The organism is Arthrobacter hankyongi, from assembly GCF_022012395.1.
Lineage (GTDB): Bacteria > Actinomycetota > Actinomycetes > Actinomycetales > Micrococcaceae > Crystallibacter > Crystallibacter hankyongi.
This window is the reverse complement of record NZ_JAKLTQ010000003.1, coordinates 158220-176527: the sequence shown is the minus strand read 5'-3', so window position 1 is coordinate 176527 and position 18308 is coordinate 158220. Positions and strand designations below refer to the sequence as shown.

21 protein-coding genes are annotated in these 18308 nt (G+C 68.3%); 3 read left to right on the top strand and 18 right to left on the bottom strand.

Features of this window, described 5'->3' with window-relative positions; all coding sequences use genetic code 11:
• Positions 1 to 57 precede the first annotated feature (57 nt).
• Together mscL and LVY72_RS07070 are read left to right on the top strand one after the other, a co-directional pair.
• Positions 58 to 456 carry a large conductance mechanosensitive channel protein MscL gene (gene mscL, locus LVY72_RS07075; RefSeq protein WP_237819118.1) on the top strand — a complete coding sequence of 133 codons (399 nt, stop codon included), beginning with the start codon at positions 58 to 60 and terminating at the stop codon, positions 454 to 456.
• Positions 457 to 607: 151 nt separating this feature from the next.
• Positions 608 to 1600 (top strand): SMP-30/gluconolactonase/LRE family protein, encoded by a 993-nt coding sequence (locus LVY72_RS07070; protein WP_237819116.1) that lies wholly within the window; start codon positions 608 to 610, stop codon positions 1598 to 1600.
• Positions 1601 to 1746: 146 nt separating this feature from the next.
• Here LVY72_RS07070 and glmM read toward each other — a convergent pair whose 3' ends face one another.
• The 16 genes from glmM to LVY72_RS06990 form a co-directional block, all read right to left on the bottom strand.
• Positions 1747 to 3111, bottom strand: coding sequence for a phosphoglucosamine mutase (gene glmM, locus LVY72_RS07065; protein WP_237819114.1), 1365 nt, complete (start codon positions 3109 to 3111; stop codon positions 1747 to 1749).
• Between the two features lie 313 nt (positions 3112 to 3424).
• Entirely contained in the window at positions 3425 to 3925 is a 501-nt protein-coding gene (gene rpsI, locus LVY72_RS07060; protein ID WP_237819112.1) for a 30S ribosomal protein S9, read from the bottom strand.
• A 38-nt stretch (positions 3926 to 3963) separates the two neighbouring features.
• Positions 3964 to 4407, bottom strand: a complete 444-nt coding sequence (rplM, locus tag LVY72_RS07055) for a 50S ribosomal protein L13 (protein WP_237819362.1) — start codon at positions 4405 to 4407, stop codon at positions 3964 to 3966.
• A gap of 275 nt (positions 4408 to 4682) precedes the next feature.
• Positions 4683 to 4925 (bottom strand): carbon storage regulator CsrA, encoded by a 243-nt coding sequence (gene csrA / locus LVY72_RS07050; protein ID WP_237819111.1) that lies wholly within the window; start codon positions 4923 to 4925, stop codon positions 4683 to 4685.
• A 42-nt stretch (positions 4926 to 4967) separates the two neighbouring features.
• Entirely contained in the window at positions 4968 to 6029 is a 1062-nt protein-coding gene (locus LVY72_RS07045) for a hypothetical protein (protein WP_237819109.1), read from the bottom strand.
• Positions 6004 to 8055 carry a flagellar biosynthesis protein FlhA gene (locus LVY72_RS07040; RefSeq protein WP_237819107.1) on the bottom strand — a complete coding sequence of 684 codons (2052 nt, stop codon included), beginning with the start codon at positions 8053 to 8055 and terminating at the stop codon, positions 6004 to 6006. Before LVY72_RS07040 ends, LVY72_RS07045 begins: the two co-directional genes overlap by 26 nt.
• A 2-nt stretch (positions 8056 to 8057) precedes the next feature.
• The gene (locus LVY72_RS07035; protein WP_237819105.1) at positions 8058 to 9191 is read right to left on the bottom strand and encodes an EscU/YscU/HrcU family type III secretion system export apparatus switch protein; all 1134 of its coding nucleotides are present in this window, start codon (positions 9189 to 9191) and stop codon (positions 8058 to 8060) included.
• Positions 9192 to 9950 carry a flagellar biosynthetic protein FliR gene (locus tag LVY72_RS07030; protein WP_237819104.1) on the bottom strand — a complete coding sequence of 253 codons (759 nt, stop codon included), beginning with the start codon at positions 9948 to 9950 and terminating at the stop codon, positions 9192 to 9194. It lies immediately after the preceding gene.
• Between the two features lies 1 nt (position 9951).
• Positions 9952 to 10227, bottom strand: coding sequence for a flagellar biosynthesis protein FliQ (gene fliQ, locus LVY72_RS07025; protein WP_237819102.1), 276 nt, complete (start codon positions 10225 to 10227; stop codon positions 9952 to 9954).
• A complete protein-coding gene (gene fliP / locus LVY72_RS07020; RefSeq protein WP_237819100.1) occupies positions 10227 to 11081 on the bottom strand; it encodes a flagellar type III secretion system pore protein FliP in 855 nt (284 codons plus the stop codon). Before fliP ends, fliQ begins: the two co-directional genes overlap by 1 nt.
• Complete coding sequence (gene fliO / locus LVY72_RS07015) at positions 11078 to 11560, bottom strand: flagellar biosynthetic protein FliO (protein WP_237819098.1); 483 nt, start codon at positions 11558 to 11560, stop codon at positions 11078 to 11080. Before fliO ends, fliP begins: the two co-directional genes overlap by 4 nt.
• A complete protein-coding gene (gene fliN / locus LVY72_RS07010) occupies positions 11561 to 12262 on the bottom strand; it encodes a flagellar motor switch protein FliN (RefSeq protein WP_237819096.1) in 702 nt (233 codons plus the stop codon). It lies immediately after the preceding gene.
• Complete coding sequence (locus tag LVY72_RS07005) at positions 12259 to 13167, bottom strand: flagellar motor switch protein FliM (protein ID WP_237819094.1); 909 nt, start codon at positions 13165 to 13167, stop codon at positions 12259 to 12261. The genes fliN and LVY72_RS07005 overlap by 4 nt, the downstream gene beginning before the upstream one ends.
• 192 nt (positions 13168 to 13359) lie before the next feature.
• Entirely contained in the window at positions 13360 to 14265 is a 906-nt protein-coding gene (locus LVY72_RS07000; protein WP_237819092.1) for an OmpA/MotB family protein, read from the bottom strand.
• The gene (locus tag LVY72_RS06995; protein ID WP_237819091.1) at positions 14262 to 15047 is read right to left on the bottom strand and encodes a motility protein A; all 786 of its coding nucleotides are present in this window, start codon (positions 15045 to 15047) and stop codon (positions 14262 to 14264) included. Before LVY72_RS06995 ends, LVY72_RS07000 begins: the two co-directional genes overlap by 4 nt.
• Complete coding sequence (locus tag LVY72_RS06990; RefSeq protein WP_237819089.1) at positions 15047 to 15355, bottom strand: flagellar FlbD family protein; 309 nt, start codon at positions 15353 to 15355, stop codon at positions 15047 to 15049. The genes LVY72_RS06995 and LVY72_RS06990 overlap by 1 nt, the downstream gene beginning before the upstream one ends.
• Positions 15356 to 15615: 260 nt before the next feature.
• On the opposite strand from LVY72_RS06990, the gene LVY72_RS06985 reads away from it, so the two are divergent.
• Positions 15616 to 16284 carry an aspartate/glutamate racemase family protein gene (locus LVY72_RS06985; protein ID WP_237819087.1) on the top strand — a complete coding sequence of 223 codons (669 nt, stop codon included), beginning with the start codon at positions 15616 to 15618 and terminating at the stop codon, positions 16282 to 16284.
• Positions 16285 to 16370: 86 nt separating this feature from the next.
• Here LVY72_RS06985 and LVY72_RS06980 read toward each other — a convergent pair whose 3' ends face one another.
• Both LVY72_RS06980 and LVY72_RS06975 read right to left on the bottom strand, forming a co-directional pair.
• Positions 16371 to 16799, bottom strand: a complete 429-nt coding sequence (locus tag LVY72_RS06980; protein ID WP_237819085.1) for a hypothetical protein — start codon at positions 16797 to 16799, stop codon at positions 16371 to 16373.
• The gene (locus tag LVY72_RS06975; protein WP_237819083.1) at positions 16796 to 18178 is read right to left on the bottom strand and encodes a site-specific integrase; all 1383 of its coding nucleotides are present in this window, start codon (positions 18176 to 18178) and stop codon (positions 16796 to 16798) included. The genes LVY72_RS06980 and LVY72_RS06975 overlap by 4 nt, the downstream gene beginning before the upstream one ends.
• Positions 18179 to 18308: the final 130 nt, after the last annotated feature.

The window sequence follows — 18308 nt, the reverse complement described above, 5'->3', positions numbered from 1 at the left end:
ACCGCCCGGAACGCTATCGTCCGCTTCCCGTTCCGGCGCCCCGGTAAATTGGCTTCCATGCTTCAAGGGTTCAGAGACTTCATCATGAAGGGCAACGTTGTTGACCTCGCCGTCGCCGTCGTCATCGGTGCCGCTTTCAGCAGCGTGGTCAACGCCATGGTCAAGAACGTGCTGATGCCGTTCATCGCCGGCCTGGTCGGGTCCCCGAATTTCGACGAGTTCGCGCGCTGGAACTTCAACGGCAACATGGTGGAGTTCGGCGTCCTGCTCACCGCCGTGGTCAACTTCCTGCTGATTGCCGCGGCGATCTACTTCGTCATCGTGATGCCGATGAACAAGCTGATCGCCCTGCGCGACCGCAAGCTCGGCATCGGCAAGCAGACCGAGGAAGCGCCGGTGGATCCGCAGGTGGCGCTGCTGACCGAAATCCGCGACTCGCTGAAGGTCCGCAGCTAGGGCTGAGGGACCGCCGCGAGCTTGCGAGCGGTGGGAAGGCCCGACGCGCTAGCTAGCACTCCCCTGTCCTGCTGCCGGGCGCCGGCGTACGCTGGAACACAGGCATGCCAACTCCGGCGGCTCCCCGCCGGCGTCCGGACGGGAGTACCCGATGTCCCAGCTGATCCAGGCAACTGCAAGCCGCAACCTTTCGTCGCCGGCCCGGCTGGCCGGACTGGTGGCCGCCGGCGCCCTGCTGCTCACCTCCTGCGCCGCACCGGATGCTTCCGACACGTCCCCCTCCCCATCGGCGGTGTCGACGACACCCGCACCGACCATCGTGCTGCCCGGGGCCACCTCGGCCGAGGGCATCGCCGCCGCTGAGGGAGATACCTTCTTCGCCGGCGACCTGGTGGCCGGCGATATTTTCCGCGGCGATCTGGGCGACCGCCGGGCCGAACGCTTCATCGACGTGCCGTCGGGGCGAATGGCGGTGGGCATGAAAGCGGACCAGGCGCACAGCCTGCTGGCCGTGGCCGGCGGGACGACCGGGCAGGGCTATTTCTACGACACCGGCAGCGGGAAGACCATCGCCACGCTCCAGCTCGCCAAAGCCAAGGAATCCTTCATCAACGACGTTGTGCTGACTCCCGCCGGCGCCTGGTTCACCAACTCCCGCAAAGGCGAGCTGTACGTCGTCCCGATCAGCGACGACGGCAAACCAGGCGAGGCCAGGACCGTGAAGTTGACCGGACCGGCGGCGGAAGTCCGAGATGGCTTCAACCTGAACGGAATCGCGGCCACCGACGACGGCCGGACGCTGATTGTGGCGCACACCAATAATCAGGCGGTCTACACCGTCGATCCCGAAACCGGTGCCAGCAAGAAGATCTCCGGCCTTGACCTGCCCTATGTGGACGGGCTCGTGCTGCAGGACCGCCAGCTGTGGGCGGTACAGAACTTCAAGAACCAGGTCAGCCGCATCCGGCTCGACGCCGATCTGGGCAGCGGAGCCGTGGAGCAGGTGATCACCAGCGGACAGTTCCAGACCCCGACCACGGCGGCGCTGATCGGGGCGAAGCTGCTGGTGGTCAACGCCAAGTTCGACACCGGGAATCCGCCGACGGCCAAGACCTACGAAGTGGTCATTGTCGACGCCGAATAACCCGGCCGCTCAAGGGTGGCTCGCCCAAGAAAACCGATCCCCCTTCCGAAACCCCATCCACTTGCCACTTAACGACGTTCTCAGGCCTGAAAAGGTCGTCAAGTGGCAAGTCGACGGGGGTGGCGACAGGGGGCTTGCGCCTTTGGTCAGCTGGCGAGTTCCTGTTCGAGCGAGAGGTACTTCTTGACTGCTGCGGCCAGCTGCTCGGCGGTGGACTGTGCGGTGTCCATGTCCGCGGCCTCGACCATCACCCGCACTACGGGTTCGGTGCCCGAGGGACGCAGCAGCACCCGGCCGGTCTCGCCCAATGCCGCCCCGGCCTCCGCCACGGCCTGCTGCAGGCCCTCGTGGCTGGAAACTGCGGCCTTGTCCACATCGCGGACGTTGATCAGCACCTGCGGCAGCCGGGTCATCTGGGCCGCCAGCTCCGACAGCGGCCGGCTGGTCCTAGCCATCTGGGCCGCCAACTGCAGGCCGGTCAATACGCCGTCACCAGTAGTGGCGTGGTCCAGGAAGATCACGTGGCCGGACTGCTCGCCGCCGAGCGAGTAGCCGTTGGCCCGCATGTTTTCCAGCACATACCGGTCCCCCACGGCAGTTTCCTCGATGCGGATACCCGCCTCGCGCAGGGCGATCTTCATGCCGAGGTTGCTCATCACGGTGGCCACCAGGACATCGTCCTTGAGCTTTCCGGCGTTCTTGAGCGCCAGCGCGAGGATCGTCATGATCTGGTCGCCGTCCACGAGTTCGCCGTTTTCGTCCACCGCGAGGCAGCGGTCCGCGTCTCCGTCATGGGCAATGCCCAGATTGGCGCCGTGCTCGATGACGGCGGCCCGCAGCTTGTCCATATGGGTGGAGCCCACGCCGTCGTTGATATTCAGCCCGTCCGGCTCGGCTCCGATGACCACGATGTCGGCGCCGGCATCCTTGAAGACCTGGGGCGAGCAGCCGCTGGCCGCGCCATTGGCGCAGTCCAGCACCACCTTCAGGCCGTCGAGCCGGGCCGGCAGGGTCTGCAGCAGGTGAACGACGTAGCGGTCCTCGGCGTCCGAGAAGCGCTGAATGCGGCCGATCCCGGCGCCGGTGGGCCGGAGGCGCGGCAGGGCCATCTCGGCCTCGATCGCATCCTCGACCTCGTCCGGCAGCTTGTGGCCGCCGCGGGCGAAGAACTTAATGCCGTTGTCCGGTGCCGGGTTGTGCGAGGCGGAAATCATGACGCCGAAGTCCGCTTTGAGGTCCGCCACCAGATAGGCGGCGGCGGGGGTCGGCAGTACACCGGCGTTGTACACGTCCACCCCGGCGCTGGCCAGTCCCGCTTCCACCGCTGCGCCGATGAATTCTCCGCTGGCGCGTGGGTCGCGGGCGATAACCGCCGTGGGACGCCGGCCGTCCTCCACCTGGCGGTGGCCCAGTACCACCGCTGCGGCCTGCGCCAACTGCAGCGCGAGTTCTGCGGTCAGCAGTCCATTGGCCAATCCACGGACACCGTCGGTTCCAAATAATCTAGACATCGCAGACCAGTTTACGTTAGCGAACCGTGACCAAATGACACCGTGACATGGCTGCGGCCGTGGCGTGCCGTCTCCGGGCGGGCACGGATTGGACTTATATACCCAGTGGCAGGCTGCGGATCCGGACAAATCCGCGTGTTCCGGGCGGACGGCGCCGCCTTCCTGCCCGAAGGCCAGACATAAAAGTCCGGAACGCGCCGGCGTCGGCTCACAGATTGTGAGAGTTAACGCACCGAACCCCGGCCGGTGGAAGAATCCACCGACCGGGGTCCGGGAAGCCTGGCCACTTGAATCCGGCCAGGACAGCGCCGGTTTAGCGCTTGGAGTACTGCGGGGCCTTGCGGGCCTTCTTGAGACCGGCCTTCTTACGCTCGATGATACGGGCGTCGCGGGTGAGGAAACCGGCCTTCTTCAGGGTCGGGCGGTTGTTCTCGCGGTCGATCTCGTTCAGCGCACGGGCCACACCCAGGCGCAGCGCGCCGGCCTGGCCGGAAATGCCGCCGCCGACGATGCGGGCGACCACGTCGTAGGCGCCGTCGAGCTCGAGGAGCCGGAACGGGTCATTGACTTCCTGCTGGTGCAGCTTGTTCGGGAAGTAGTTCGCCAGGTCGCGGCCGTTGATGGTCCACTTGCCGGTACCCGGCACCAGGCGGACGCGGGCCACGGCTTCCTTGCGGCGGCCGACGGCGGATCCGCCGACGGTCAGCGCCGGACGCTCGCGCTTGGTGGTCTCGGCGGTCTCCGCCGGGGTCTCCGAGGTGTAGCTGGTGAGGTTTTCCTCAGCGGTGTTCAGCTCTTCAGGGTTCTGAGCCACGATTCTCCTTGAATAAGTTTCTTAGTCGGTGGCCAGGACTACTGGGCGACCTGGGTGATTTCGAAGGTCTTGGGCTGCTGGGCAGCGTGCGGGTGCTCCGGGCCGGCGTAGACCTTCAGCTTGGTCAGCTGCTGGGCAGCGAGGGAGTTCTTCGGCAGCATGCCGCGGACCGCCTTCTCCACTGCGCGGACCGGGTTCTTGTCCAGCAGTTCCGCGTAGTTGACGGACTTGAGGCCACCCGGGTAACCGGAGTGGCGGTAGGCACGCTTCTGTTCGAGCTTGGCGCCGGTCAGGGCCACCTTCTCGGCGTTGATGATGATGACGAAGTCGCCCATATCCATATGGGACGCAAAGGTCGGCTTGTGCTTTCCGCGCAGCAGTGTTGCGGTCTGGCTGGCAAGACGACCCAGGACAACGTCGGTGGCGTCAATGACGTGCCACTGGCGGTTGATATCGCCGGGCTTCGGGGTGTACGTACGCACGGTTTTTGCCTTCGTTTCGTGTTCAAGGTAGCGGCGCGCCCTGACGGACACGCACGCACGTTTTCTATGCGCTACCGGAACTTCAGGTGAGGACTGAATGACCAGTGGTCCAGTGGTTCCCGGCCAGGCCCGCGGACCAGGTGGCTCTGCAACTGAGCCGTCACGCAGGCAAGGACGTATCGAGATTGGACACGCACAACGACTACCAAGATTAGCGCGGGCAGCCATGGCAGGTCAAAAAAGACTCCGTTCGAGCCCGAGCGGGCACTGTTGGTTCAGGCATCGTCGGCCGTCAGGCCCAGCAGCGCCTTGATCCGCGCCTCGGCGTCGGGATCGGCTTCGGCAGCGGCGACGTTGGCCTCGGTCACGGCCCGCAGCACCTCGTCGCGCTGGATCTTCACGCCCTTCGGCGCCTCAATGCCCAGCCGGACGCCGTCCCGGCGCGCGTCAAGGACGGTGATGACGATGTCGTCACCGATCAGGATCCGCTCGCCAGGCTTGCGTGTCAGTACCAGCACCTGCCCACTCTATCGCAACCCCAGGGACCGGAAGCCTGCGCCTCAGGGGCGGTCGCCGTCGATCCAGCCGATGGGCAGACCCAGCTCGAGGACGGTCTGCGGCGTGTCGGTGGCCGCTGATCCCTCCACCGCCACGGCGTCCACCTCCGCCACCCTCATGATCCGATGCACCCAGCGTGCGGTATCCCCCGGCTTGCGGCCGGCGTCCACGGCCACCCACAGCTGGTCCGCCTCGAGTCCGGCCAGCACCGGCAGCCAGCTGTCCAGGTCCGGTCCACCCCGGCCCAGGCCGAACGCCACAAAGACGCTGTGGCCGTGTTCGACGCCCCGGGCCCGGGCGGCCAGCGCGCTCTTGCGGTCCTGGACCGGCCGGCGGACGGTGCCGGCGAGCGCACCGCCGGCCTTGACTTCCGGCGGCACCAGGATGGCGCCCTGCTCCCCTGCCTGGCCCTGTCCGCGGACGACGGCGGCCATGGACCGGGCTACGTGCAGCGGGTCCTCGCCCAAGCCTGCCACCACCACCAAATCCCCGGCCCCGGCCAGCGGCACGGGCGCAACGCCGGCCGCGTCCGTGCCGGGCCCGGCCGGGGCTGGCTGTCTGGACACGGCGGACACGACAGTACCGGGGCCGGCGGTATCAGGCACGGCAACGCCGGACCCAGCCGCACCGGACCCGGTGCCCGGCAGCGCGATGGAAGTCCGGCCCGCGTTGAAGGTCAGGTCATCCATCAGTTCGGCGAAGCCGCCGGAGCTGGTGGAGACGTTCAGTTCGGGCGGCCGGCCGTGCAGCTGGGCTTCGAGCGCCTCCGCCTCGGCCAGCAGCGCGGCGATGCCCGCCCGCCGCGGTTCGTCCAGCGCATGCGCGGCACGGCGGCCGGGTCCCGCCGCGGAATCCGGCCTGCCTTCGATCACCGTGCCCGGGGCCGGCGGGTCCGGGATTTCCACCGTGACTTCGTAGTGGTGCCGGGCCAGGTAGCCGCGGATGCCGCCCACCGTGACCTTCTCGGCCGCCACGATCCGTGCCGCCGGACCATACTCGGCGAGCACCTGCGTGCGCAGTTCCTCCAGCGAGGCGCCCTTAAGCTGCAACCGTGTCGGCGACACGGACCACCCCTACGGTCTCGATGTTCACATTGGCAGCGGTGACCTCCTGGTAGGAGAGCACCGGCAGGCCTCCGGCCTGGGCGGAGACCAGGCGCCGGATGGCCGGGCGCAGTGCCGGCGCGCAGACCAGCACCGCCGTCAGTCCGTTGGCCTCCACATTGCCCACCGACTCCCGCAGCGACTGCACCACTGCCTCGGTGCGGTCCGCGGAGAGCAGGATCTGGGTGCCGTGCTCGGACGGACGCAGGCCTTCGAGCATGCCCTGCTCCAGCAGCGGGTCGATCATGATCACGCGCAGCAGCGGGCCGTCCTGGTACTGGGCCGTCAGTGCCGGGCCCAGTGCCTGCCGGGCCGCCTCGATCAGTCCCTCAGGTTCGGTGGAGACCCGTGCGCGCAGGGCCAGCGCCTCGTAGATGCGCGGCAGGTCGTTGATCGGGATCTGCTCGGCCAGCAGGCCCTGGAGCACGCGCTGGACCTCGGCCAGGGTCAACAGGCCCGGCACCAACTCCTCCACCGCGGCGGGATTGACCGCCTTGACCCCCTCGGTCAGCACGCGCACATCTTCGCGGGTCAGCAGGCGGGCTGCGTTGTTGGTGATCATCGCGGACAGGTGGGTCACCAGCACCGAGACCCGGTCGATCACGGTGGCCCCGGCCATTTCCGCGCTGTGCCGCATCTCGGCCGGCACCCACTTGCCGGCCAGGCCGAAGACCGGTTCCACGGTGGCCGTTCCCGGCAGCGATTCCAGGTTCTCGCCCAGCGCCAGTACCTTCCCGGCCGGCGCCTGCCCGCGGCCGGCCTCGACGCCGGCAATCCTGATCACGTAGGTCGCAGACGGCAGGTCGATGCTGTCCCGGGTGCGCACCGGCGGCACCACGATCCCCAGGTCCATGGCGATCTTCCGGCGCAGCGCGCGCACCCGGGCGAGCAGGTCGTCCGGCCCGCCGGAGACCAGATCCACCAGGTCCGGTGCGAGCTGGATCTCCAGTGCGTGCACGCGCATCTGCTCGATCAGGTCCTCGGTGCTGTCCGCCGCCGGGGCCGCGGCGGCAGCGGCAGCCGCCGCGGCGTCGTCGTCGGCCTTGGTCACCTCGGCCGCCTTGATCCGCTGGGCCGCGAACAGCAGCACGGCTCCCACCAGGATGAACGGAATCTTGGGCATGCCGGGGATCAGCGCCAGCACGATCGCCGCACCGCCGGCGATCATCAGCGCGTTACGCGACTGGGACAGCTGGGACGAGGCGGTGGAGCCCATGTCCTCTTCGGCGTTGGAGCGGGTCACGATCATGCCGGTGGACACGGCCATCAGCAGGGCGGGGATCTGGGTGACCAGCCCGTCGCCGATGGTCAGCAGCGTGTAGGTATTGACCGCGTCCATCATGTCCTGGCCGCGCTGGAGCATGCCGATGGCGATGCCGCCGACGATGTTGATGATGATGATGATCAGGCCCGCGATCGCGTCGCCCTTGACGAACTTGGAGGCACCGTCCATCGCACCGTAGAAGTCCGCCTCGGCGGAAACCGCGGCGCGCCGCTCGCGCGCCTGGCTGTCCGTGATCAGGCCCGCGTTCAGGTCCGCGTCGATGGCCATCTGCTTGCCTGGCATGGCATCGAGGGTGAAGCGCGCGCCCACCTCGGCCACACGTTCGGCACCCTTGGTGACCACCACGAACTGGATTACCACCAGGATCAGGAACACCACGGCGCCGATGATCATCGAACCGCCCACGGCCACATGTCCGAAGGCCTCGATCACCTTGCCGGCGTAACCCTCGCCCAGGACCAGCCGGGTGGAAGCCACGTTCAGGCCCAGCCGGAACAGTGTGGCCACCAGCAGCAGGGACGGGAACACGGAGAAGTCCAGCGGCTTCTTCACGAACATGGTGGTCAGCAGGATCACCAGGGCGAACAGGATGTTCACCGCAATCAGGAAGTCCAGCAGCCCCACCGGAATGGGGACGACCAGCAGCATGATGATGCCGACCACCCCGAGGGGTACGGCGAGCTTGGGCAGGTTGCGTTTCATCTTCAATCCCTAAGTCCGGATGGGGATGTGGCAGTTTCGGTCAAGGCAGGTTCGGTCAGTGCCGGCCGCTCCAGCGTATGCACGCCCTGGGCCGCGCCGCGGGTCTTGAGCGCCATCACGAAGGCCAGCACCCGGGCGACGGCGTTGTACAACTCCACGGGGATCTCCTGGCCGATCTCGCAGGCGGCATGCAGCGCGCGGGTCAGCGGCACGTCCCGGACCATCGGCACCCGCTTGGCCTCGGCTTCCTCGCGGATCCGTGCTGCGATCGTCCCGGCACCCTTGGCCACCACGCGCGGGGCGGATTTGCCTGGTTCGTATTTCAGTGCCACGGCGTAGTGGGTCGGGTTGACCATCACGACGTCGGCTCCTCCCACCGCGGCGATCATGCGGTTGCGGCTCATGGCCAGCTGCCGGGAACGGCGCTGGGACTTGATCAGCGGGTCGCCGTCCGAGTTCTTGTTCTCGTCCCGGACCTCCTTCTTGGTCATCCGGGTCTTCTTCCGGTTCCGGCGCATCACCACAAAGATATCGGCCGCGGCCAGCACCAGCCCGGCAATCACGGCCGTCCGCACCAGCGTGGCGGTACCGGCCCCGGCCGTGTCCAGCAGCGCGGAGACGGAAAGCCCGCCGGCGGTCATCAGCACCGGGACCAGGTCCACGACCACCAAATACAGCACGAGGCCGACGGCGGCGGTCTTCAGCAGTGCCTTGGTGCCCTGCCACAGCGCCTGCGGGCCGAAGGTGCGCTTGAACCCGTTGATGAGGTTCAGCGGCTCGGTATCCAGCTTGAACTTCTTGAAGCGGATCCCGCCCTGCAGGGCGGCGCTGATGACCACCGCCAGCACGGCGACGGCCAGCAGCGGGCCGAGGACGTGCCCGATGGACCCGAGCCCGTCCCCCAGCGCCTGCAGGACCACCGCCGGATCCGGATTGGCTGCCGCCGCGCGGACGGCGAAGAGCTGTTCGACGGCGGCTTCCGAAGCGCGCGCGACGGTGGCGGGCAGCATCAGGGCGACGGCGGCGACAGCCACCCAGGCGGTCAGGTCCTGGGACCGGGAAAGCTGGCCCTTGGAGCGGACCTCCTTCATCCGCTTCTGGGTGGCCTGTTCTGTGCGTTCCTCGGAGTCCGACACCTAGCCCACCCCCAGCACCATGCCGACGGCCTGCTGCACCAGCGAGGAGACCACCCGGGGCAGCACCACGAACACCACCGATCCGAAGGTCAGGGTCAGCAGGATCTTCAGCGGAAACCCCAAAGCGAAAGCATTCAGCGCCGGGGCCACCCGGGTGAGCAGGCCCAGGCCGGCGTCGGCCAGGAACAGCACCACCAGCAGCGGCCCGGCAATCTGCACCGCGGCCAGGAACATCTGCGTCACGGCGGTGGTCATCGCCTGCACCGGCTCGGCCAGATCGATGCCGCCGCCCAGCGGCAGCGCGGTGAAGGTACGGACCAGGCCGCCGATGATCAACTGGTAGCCGTCCGAGGAGAACAGCAGGGCCAGCGCGGTCATCTGGAACAGCCGGGTGAACTGGGCGCCGTTGACCTGGGACTGCGGGTCGAAGGCCTGTGCCAGCGAGAAGCCGCCGAACAAGTCGATCAGGTTGCCGGCGGACTGCACCGCGGAGAACACCACCAGCACCAGGAACCCCAGCAGCGCGCCGGTGAGCAGCTCCAGGACCAGTGCGCCGAAATATCCGGCGGTGTCCAGGGAGGTGTAGTTCCCGGCCACCTGCGGCGAGACCGCGAGTGCCAGTCCCACGCCGAGCATGGCCTTGACCCGTGCCGGAATCGCCCGGTAGGAGAACGGCGGGGCGATGACCAGGAAGGCCACCATGCGCACGCCGGCGAGCATGACGGCCTCGATCCAGTGCTGGTCCAGCGGGATGGACACCTCAGCCGCCGCCCAGCAGCGCGGGCAGCTTGTCGAATAGGTCGTGCGTGAACCCGACCATCTCGGTGATCATCCAGTGCCCGCAGATCAGCAGGGCCACCGCTACGGCGATCGCCTTGGGCACGAAGGAGAGCGTGACTTCCTGGATCTGGGTCATGGACTGGACCAGGGATACGGCAAAGCCCACCACCAGCGCCGTCAGCAATATGGGCGCTGACAGTTTGGCGGCGACGAATAGCCCCTGCAGTCCGATGTCCAGGACGGCACTGGTATCCATCAGCCGCCGCCCTGGTAGCTGGAGATCAGTGCGGTGATGATCAGGCCCCAGCCGTCCACCAGCACGAACAGCAGGATCTTGAACGGCAGCGAGATCATGACCGGCGGCAGCATCATCATGCCCATGGACATCAACGCCGCCGAGACCACCAGGTCGATGACCAGGAACGGGACAAAGATGACGAAACCGATGATGAAGGCTGCCCGGAGCTCGGAGATCATAAAGGCCGGAATCAGCGTCTGCAGCGGCACGTCCTGCGGGTCGGCAGGATTGTCCAGGCCGGCGGCCCGGGTCATCAGGGCCAGATCCTCCTCGCGGGTGTGCGCGAGCATGAAGTGCTGCAGCGGCCCCGAGGCGGCCTCCAGTGCTGCGCCGAAATCTATCTTGCCCTCGAGATACGGCTGCACCCCCAGGTTGTTCACCTCGGTGACCACCGGCCACATGATGAACAGGGACAGGAACAGCGCCAGGCCGGCGAGCACCTGGTTCGGCGGGATCGATGGCAGCGAGAGCGCGTTCCGGGTCATCGCCAGCACCACGAAGATCTTGGTGAACGAGGTCATCATCAGCAGCAGCGCCGGTGCCACCGCGAGCAGCGTGATGCCCAGCAGGGTGACGACGGCGCTGGAGGGCGTGCCGTCCGGGCCGTTGATCTCCACCGAGAGCCCGCCGCTCCCCGGTGCTGTGGGGTCCGTGGGATTGGCCGGGTCCACCGGAGCGATCGGCGATGCGTGCGCCGCGGCGCTGCCGGCCAGTAGCAGGACGGCGGCCAGGAAGATGGCGAACAGCACGGCCAGTCCCAGCCGTGCGGCCCGGCCGGACACAGCCCGGGCCGGGGTGTTGGGTACTGTCATTTCTGGCTGACCTGGCGCAACGCGGCCGCGGTCTGCTTCCAGGTGTCCGGCGACAGAATGGATCCGGCCAGCGGCGACGGGGGCCGGTGCCGGGCCCGGCGGTCGCCCGGCACCGGATACAGCGCAGGTGCCGGGACCGTATCCGGCGCAGCGCCGTCGTGGGTATCCGCCGCTTCCAGCGACCGGGCGAAGGCGGCTGCGCCGGCGGGCTCCTCGGCGGGGGCGGGCTCGGGCGCATCGGAAGTGTGCAGGACATTCACCGACTGCTCGGTCACCCCGAGCAGGAAACGCTTGCCGTCCGTTTCGACCACGACGACGGAAGCCTTGGGGCTGACGTTGCGCCGGGAGAGCACGGTCAGCTCAACGTCACCGGAGCTGCCGGCAGCCCCGCGGGAAAACCGCCGCTGCAAAACCCACAGCAGTCCGAGCACCACGGCCAGCGAGAGCAGGACCCGCAGTGCCAGGACAAAGGTGTCCACTTAGTTAAGGCCTTCGGCCACGTCGAGGATCTTGGTAATACGCACCGCGTAGTCCTGGTCCACCACCACCACCTCACCATGGGCGATCAGCCGGCCGTTGAGCAGCACGTCCGCGGGCGCGCCGGCGGAGCGGTCCAGTTCGATCACCGCGCCGGGCTCGAGGCCGAGCACGTCCCGCACCGACATCCGGGTGCGTCCGATCTCCACGGTCAGGGCCATTTCCACATTGTTGATGCGCCCGAGCTTGCCCACCACGTCGCCGCCGGCGCCGAAGCGGCCGGCACGGTTTTCCCGCACCCGGATCGCGAACCAGCCGGCGGCCTGGCCGTCGTCGCTGGCCAGCTTGAAGACACCCGCAGCAGGATCGGCGAACAGCTGGGCGGCGTTGTCCACCCGGGTTTCGCCGAGCACTCCGGTGCCGAGCACCGCGGTAGCTGCCTCCAGCGCCGGACGCAGCAGGTCCGAGGTGGAGACCAGCGCCGACTCGCTGCCGGCGGCCAGGGCCAGCGCCGAGGTGTCCTCGAGCATCACGGCGACGTCGGCGGAGACCTCGCCGACGAAGGAGGAGACGACGGCGCGGGTCACCCGCGCGGTCAGTGTCGCGCCGTCGGGATAGGCCATGGCGTACAGCGGGCTGGTGCTGGGCAGCAAGCCCAGGAGCGCGTCCGCCGCGGCGGCCTGCAGAGTCTGGGTGGAATTCATCGGGCGTTCTCCTCGGTAGTGACAATGACGCCGGCCAGGCGGGAACCGTTGGCGCCCACTGCCGCATGGGCCAGCGGCTGCCCGCCGATGGCCACATCGAGCGGGCGGTGCTGCGGATGAGGCAGCGGCAGCACATCACCGACGGCCAGGCCCAGGACATCCCGGGGCGTGACCTGGATGGGCGCGAACTGCAGGGACACATCCACCGGCAGCTGGGCCAGGTGGGCCTCGATCAGGCTGCGCGCATTGGCGGTGTTGCTCATCGGGAAGGCGTCCCGCAGCTGGGCGAGCAGCACCTCCGCGGGGAAGGCCACGGTGGCCGGGGCGACATTGTCCCCCACGCGGATTTCGAACGTGGCCACGATCATCAGGTCGTTGGTGGCGGCGGCCTGGGCGAACTGGGAGTTGTAGTGGATCGAGTCCAGGCCGATCGGGGTGGTCAGCAGCGAACCGAGCGAGTAGCGCAGGTCCTCCAGCGCGTCTTCCATCAGGCGCTTGATCAGGGCCTGCTCCACCTGGGTGAACTTGCGCTCGGGGATCGTGTCACTGCCGTTGCCGCCCAGCATGTGGGCGACCCAGGTCAGGGCGGCGGAGGCGGGAAACTGGATGACAGCCTTGCCGGTGATGTCCTCCAGCGCACACAGCACCATGGCCGTGGTGGGCGGCAGGGAGGCGGCGTAGTCGTCGTAGGTCTGCATCAGGACCTGTTCGGAGGTGACCTGGGAAATCACCCGGACCTTGGCGGTCAACTGGGTACCCCACTGGCGGGCGAACGTCTCGAAAGCCAGCTCCAGCACACGCGAATGCTCGCGCGCCAGCGTCGTGGGCCGGCGGAAGTCATACACCTCGACTGTCGGGGCAGGCTTCGCGGGCACGCTGGATTGCACATGATCCTGGACCGTCACAGCCTGCACTATCGGCAGCCGGTTCGGCGATGTTAGGACCTTCCGGCCAAACTTCATTCAGGGCGCACCGGACCCGGCCCTCCACCCAGTGTGCGCCACAGCCATGTATGGGCCGCCAAACATGGCTGTGGCGCACACTCAATCCCCCGACACCTCGGCTGCTGCAGAGTCAATGCCCTGTCCCAGCGGAGCTCAGTGGCCGGCGGACTCCTCTTGACTGCCCTCCCCGGCAGGTTGGGCGCTGCCGGTTTCCGCCGAAGCGGCCTGCTTGGCCCGGGTCTGCTGGATCTTGCGCAGCGCGGCCGCCGGGTCCTTCGCCACTTCGGGGATCAGGGCACGCACCGTCTCCGGCTGCCCGGAGAGCACCACGATGTCCACCCGCCGGTTCGCCGCCAGGTCCGCCTTCGAGCCGGAGGTCTTCAACGGCCGGGACTCGCCGAAGCCCACCGCGGAAATGTGCGACATGGCGACCCCGGAGTTTTCCACGAGATGGCGCAGCACGTTGACGGCCCGGTCCGAGGACAGCTCCCAGTCCGTGGCACGCGGATCGAAGTCCCGCACCTGGGCGGTATGCCCCTCGACCTTCAGCTCATAATGCACCGGCTTCAGGACCGGCCCCACCACGTTGAGCACCCGGGTGGTCCGGGCGGTCAGGGCCGCGTCGTCGGGCCGGAAAAAGGACTCGCTGCCGACCAGCCTGATGGTCAGACCGCGCTCGTCCAGCTCGAAGCGGGCCGCATCCTCCAGCCCCTGCGCGTGCAGCCCGGTGGCGATCTTGTCCTGCAGTGCGGTCAGGTCCTCCACCTCCCACAGGGCGACCTCCATGTCGGCAAAACCCTCACCCTGGGCGTTGGCCAGCTCCGGCGGCACCACCACACCTTCGGCGGTATCCACTTTCTGGCTCTGAACCGAGCCGAACCCGGTGGCCAGGGAGTTGGCCAGCTTCGCGAACTTGTTCGCGTCCACCGTGGACATGGCGAAGAGCACAATGAACATGCACATCAGCACCGTGACCATGTCCATGTAGGAGGCCATCCAGCGTTCGTCCGGGTGTTCCTCCTCCTCATACCCGGAACGACGGCGGCGACTCCTGCTCATGCCGCGGCAGCGGGGGCGGAATCAACCGGCGGCAGGTCCCGTGCCGGCACCATGGCACGCAGGCGCTCGCCCAGCAGGCGAGGCTGGCTGCCGGCCTGGACCGCCAGCATGCCCTCCATCAGCAGCGTCATCCGGTCCACTTCGAGTTCCGAGATCCGGCGCAACCGGGCGGCCAGCGGCAGCCAGAGGAAGTTCGCACTAAGCAGGCCCCACAAGGTGGCCACAAACGCTGCGGCGATCATCGGCCCCAGATGCTCGGGCGTCGAAAGGTTTTCCAGCACGTGGGTCAGCGACACCACGGTGCCGATAATGCCCACGGTCGGTGCGTAGCCGCCCAGACTCTGGAAGAACTTGGAGGCGATGCGGTCCTCCTGCGACTTGGTGGCGATTTCATCCTCCAGCATCATCCGCAGCTCGTCCCCGTCCGTACCGTCGGCAATGTTCTGCAGGGCACGGCGCAGGAACGGGTCTTCTGTCTCGGTGGCCTCCTGGTCAAGGGCCAGCAGGCCTTCGCTGCGGGCCTTTTCAGCCATTGACACGACCTTGTCGATCACTTCCTGCGGCGGGACTACCTTGCCCTTGATCGCCTTCGGGACGGCTTTGAAGGCCTGGATGAAGTCCTTCATCGTGCCACCGGCCAGACCGACGGCGATGGTGGCGCCAAAGACCAGGATCATCGGCGCCGGCAGCAGGATGGCCGTCAGGTGGGAACCTTCGAGGGTGAGCATGGCGAACAGGGCCCCGAATGCCAGGACCACTCCGACGATGATGGCTAAATCCATTACTTGTTCCTTGGGCGCAGGGGCACGGTATTGCCGGCGGTTCCGGGCTCGCCTGCCTGCCCGTCGGCCGGCGGCACGAGGCCGAGCTGCGGATGGCCGTGCTGATAGGCGGGCATCTCGCGGGCGAGGTTCAGCACATAGGCGCGGTAGCCGGCGATCATCTCGATGACCTCTTCCATCGTCTCGGTGACGATGTACTTGGCGCCGTCCACCATGACCAAAGTGGTGTCAGGGCTGGCGTGGATGCGTTCGATCAGGTCAGGGTTGACCGCAAACCGGCTCTCGTTCAGCCGTGTGACAACGATCATTGCGCCCGTCCTGGTGATAAATAAGGCTCTTCCAATGAGCCGCTGTCCCCTACTGTCGGCTGCCGCGCCGGATAAGTAAGGCATGCACGTAGCACCTGCTGCCGGGCATAGCGGTGCGGGTCCGGGCCGGCCGCGGGGAAATAACCTCGGGGAAACCTGCCTGCAACGACCACCGGGCAGGATGGATCGCGGTAGGGATGTTCCCCACCAGCCAAACCCAACGAATCTGCCCCGACTCCTGCACCGCTAAGGATTTCCAGATGAAACGCATTGGGCTGATCCGCACCTTGACCACTTCCAACCGTTCCCTGCTCCATACCCACGGGCATGCGCTGCAGGCTGCCTATGGGTTCAGCGTCCAGTCGGTCCCGATTCCAGGCCAGCCTGACGGGGTCCACGACGTCGAATCTTTGTCCCGTGCGGTCCCCCGGGTCCGCACCGCTGCCAGCCAACTGGCACCGCACGTCGACGGCATCATCATCAGCTGCGCCGAAGATCCCGGACTTGCCGAGGCCCGGGAAGCCGCCAGCATTCCGGTGGCGGGAGCCGGCAGTGCCGGCGCGGCCGCCGCGCTGGCCATCGGCTCAAGGGTTGGGGTTCTGGGCATCAGGCACGATGCTCCGGCCGCGGTGGCGGCAGTTCTCGGGGACCACCTTGCTGCCGTCGAATCACCGCCAAGTGTCAGCGTCTCGCCGGAGCTGCTCACGCCCACCGGCGTATTCGAAACACTGGCCGCGGGCGAGCGGCTGGCAGCGGCAGCTGCCGATGTCATCCTGCTGGCCTGTACCGGCCTGAGCAGCATGGGTGTGGCCGGCGAACTGAGCCGCCGGCTCGGCCTTCCCGTGGTCGACGGGGTCCTGGCCGCCGGGGCCGCCCTGGCCGCCATGACCAGCAACCGATCCCAAGGCCCTCGCCACCAAGTCGCCTAGCGCTACCTCCCCCACCCCATCACCCATCTGTCGGAAAGCATCCCTGTCCCACCGCTCCGGGACGACGCGACCCGCAGCGGATCCCCCTAACCGATGGCTTCCTCCCCCGCCTGAGCCTCCACGGCACGGAGGCGTTCATGCAGTGCCAGGGCATACCGCCGTACCTGTTCCCGGCTCCTGGCGAGCGCCCTCACTTGGCGGCGCAGCGCCGCGATGGTCTCGTCGCGCCGTCGGACTTCCGCGGCGAGCCGTGCGGCCGGGACCGGGTCGACGTCATCGGCCATGGCTGCCACCGCGGCGGGCAGCCGGTCGATGATGGCCGCGAGCAGGTCCGCATAGTGCGTCTGAGAACTGCCGTTGGAGTAGCCGCCCACCTTGGCCATGCCCAGCCGGGTCGGGGCACCGCCGCGGGCGCACATCAGTGTGCCGGCGACCAGCGCTTGGAGCGGCACCGGCAGCGCACCGCCGGCCAGGGCGTCCGTGATGGCTTCGGCAAGTTCCCGGTTGCTGTTCAAGGGTCCTCCTGCTGTGCAGCCCGGCTCTCCGGGGCCGGGTCGGTTCTGGTCCGTCCGAGGAAGTCGGCGGCGCCGTACCGGCGGGCCATGCTGCCAACCTGCCGGATGTAGACCGCCGTGGTCTGGGCGTCCAGGTGGCCCAGCCCGGTGGCGGCCAGACCGACGGCGCCGCGCGCGTCCACCGGATGCCCGCCGGGCATGTCCTGGTCCGCCGCGCCGATCAGGTAGAGCGCGGCCAGGTGGGTGGCGTAGGTGTGCCGCAGGTCGTGCGTATGGACGTGGGGGAAGTAGGCGCCGCGGGCCCGGGCGGCGGCTTCGGCCGCCCGGGACACGTCGGCGGTCAGCTCTTCGGCGGCACTGTAGGACAGCGGCGCGCCGTCGCGCGCGGACAGGAACAGCATGGCCGGCTCGCCGTCGGGGGTGAGCAGGCGCCGGCGCTCTGCGGCGGTCATGCTGTTGAACCGGTACCTGGTGCCGGCCGTGTCGAAGATTTCCCGGGAGCCGGGCACAGGCGGTTTCGCCGCTTGGATCGGGTCCGGCGGCAGCCAGTCCTTCAGCAGCAGCCGGCGGGCTCCGCGCTCCGGGTGCAGGTAATCGTAGACCAGGTCCAGATGTCGCCGGAAGGCCCGGAGCCGGACCTCGCGGCGGCCCTTGCTGACGGCTCCGGGCAGGTACATCTCGACCAACTCCCCTGGCAAGGACGGGTCCGGCAGCTCGTAGATGGTCAGGTGCGCCAGGGTGTCCGCCCGGGCACCGCAGGCCAGGCCGAGCGCGATGAACGCGGCGTCCCGGGCACCGGCTGGACTGGGTACGCCAGGCGCCCAGGAGGCAGTGGCGCGCTGCGCCGCGGCCAGCAGCTGAGGGATCTGCGGTGGTTCCAGCGGGGTGCCGGGCGCGCCGGCGGCCGGAATGCCGCGGCCCTCGCGCATCGACTCCACCGGACCGCCCGGCGTGGGCACCAGATCGAGGGTGAACGGCAGGGCCGTGCCGTGCGCGTCACGAAGCCATTCGTAGAACTGCTTGATCGCGGTCCGGTCCCGCTGCCAGGTCGCGCCCGCGACCCGGGTGGCGGCGTCCTCGGTGCGGTGCCGCACGTACTCCACGATGTGGCCGTGGCGTGCCCCGCGCAGGGTGGTGCCGTGTTCGAGCAGGAACGAGGCGAAGCGCTGCAGGCTTTCGGCGTGGGACTTGGCCGTCTTGGTGCCGTCGGTGCGGGCATAAACCTCGGCCAGCCACGCCGTCGCATCCGGTTCGACCAACCCGTCCACGCTGAGCACCGGCGAACGGACCACCGGGACCGCCAGCGGCGGCACGCCGAGCACCTGCTCGACGGCGGCGGCGTCCCAACTGCCGCCGTACTCGATCCGAACCCTTGGCATCCGTCCCTCCGCCCCGGTTGCGCTACGGAACCTGTTGGGCGTGAGTGTAGCGGCGGCCTCCGACATTTAAGGGCGGCGGCGCCTGCCGCGCCCGACCGGACTCCAGACAGCCGTGGGCACCGGTACCTGA

Coding starts and splice junctions, on each gene's coding strand:
- mscL (WP_237819118.1), top strand. CDS start 58: ATGCTTCAAGGGTTCAGAGACTTCATCATGAAGGGCAACGTTGTTGAC.
- LVY72_RS07070 (WP_237819116.1), top strand. CDS start 608: ATGTCCCAGCTGATCCAGGCAACTGCAAGCCGCAACCTTTCGTCGCCG.
- glmM (WP_237819114.1), bottom strand. CDS start 3,111: ATGTCTAGATTATTTGGAACCGACGGTGTCCGTGGATTGGCCAATGGA.
- LVY72_RS07040 (WP_237819107.1), bottom strand. CDS start 8,055: ATGAAACGCAACCTGCCCAAGCTCGCCGTACCCCTCGGGGTGGTCGGC.
- fliQ (WP_237819102.1), bottom strand. CDS start 10,227: ATGGATACCAGTGCCGTCCTGGACATCGGACTGCAGGGGCTATTCGTC.
- fliP (WP_237819100.1), bottom strand. CDS start 11,081: ATGACAGTACCCAACACCCCGGCCCGGGCTGTGTCCGGCCGGGCCGCA.
- fliN (WP_237819096.1), bottom strand. CDS start 12,262: ATGAATTCCACCCAGACTCTGCAGGCCGCCGCGGCGGACGCGCTCCTG.
- LVY72_RS07000 (WP_237819092.1), bottom strand. CDS start 14,265: ATGAGCAGGAGTCGCCGCCGTCGTTCCGGGTATGAGGAGGAGGAACAC.
- LVY72_RS06995 (WP_237819091.1), bottom strand. CDS start 15,047: ATGGATTTAGCCATCATCGTCGGAGTGGTCCTGGCATTCGGGGCCCTG.
- LVY72_RS06990 (WP_237819089.1), bottom strand. CDS start 15,355: ATGATCGTTGTCACACGGCTGAACGAGAGCCGGTTTGCGGTCAACCCT.
- LVY72_RS06985 (WP_237819087.1), top strand. CDS start 15,616: ATGAAACGCATTGGGCTGATCCGCACCTTGACCACTTCCAACCGTTCC.
- LVY72_RS06975 (WP_237819083.1), bottom strand. CDS start 18,178: ATGCCAAGGGTTCGGATCGAGTACGGCGGCAGTTGGGACGCCGCCGCC.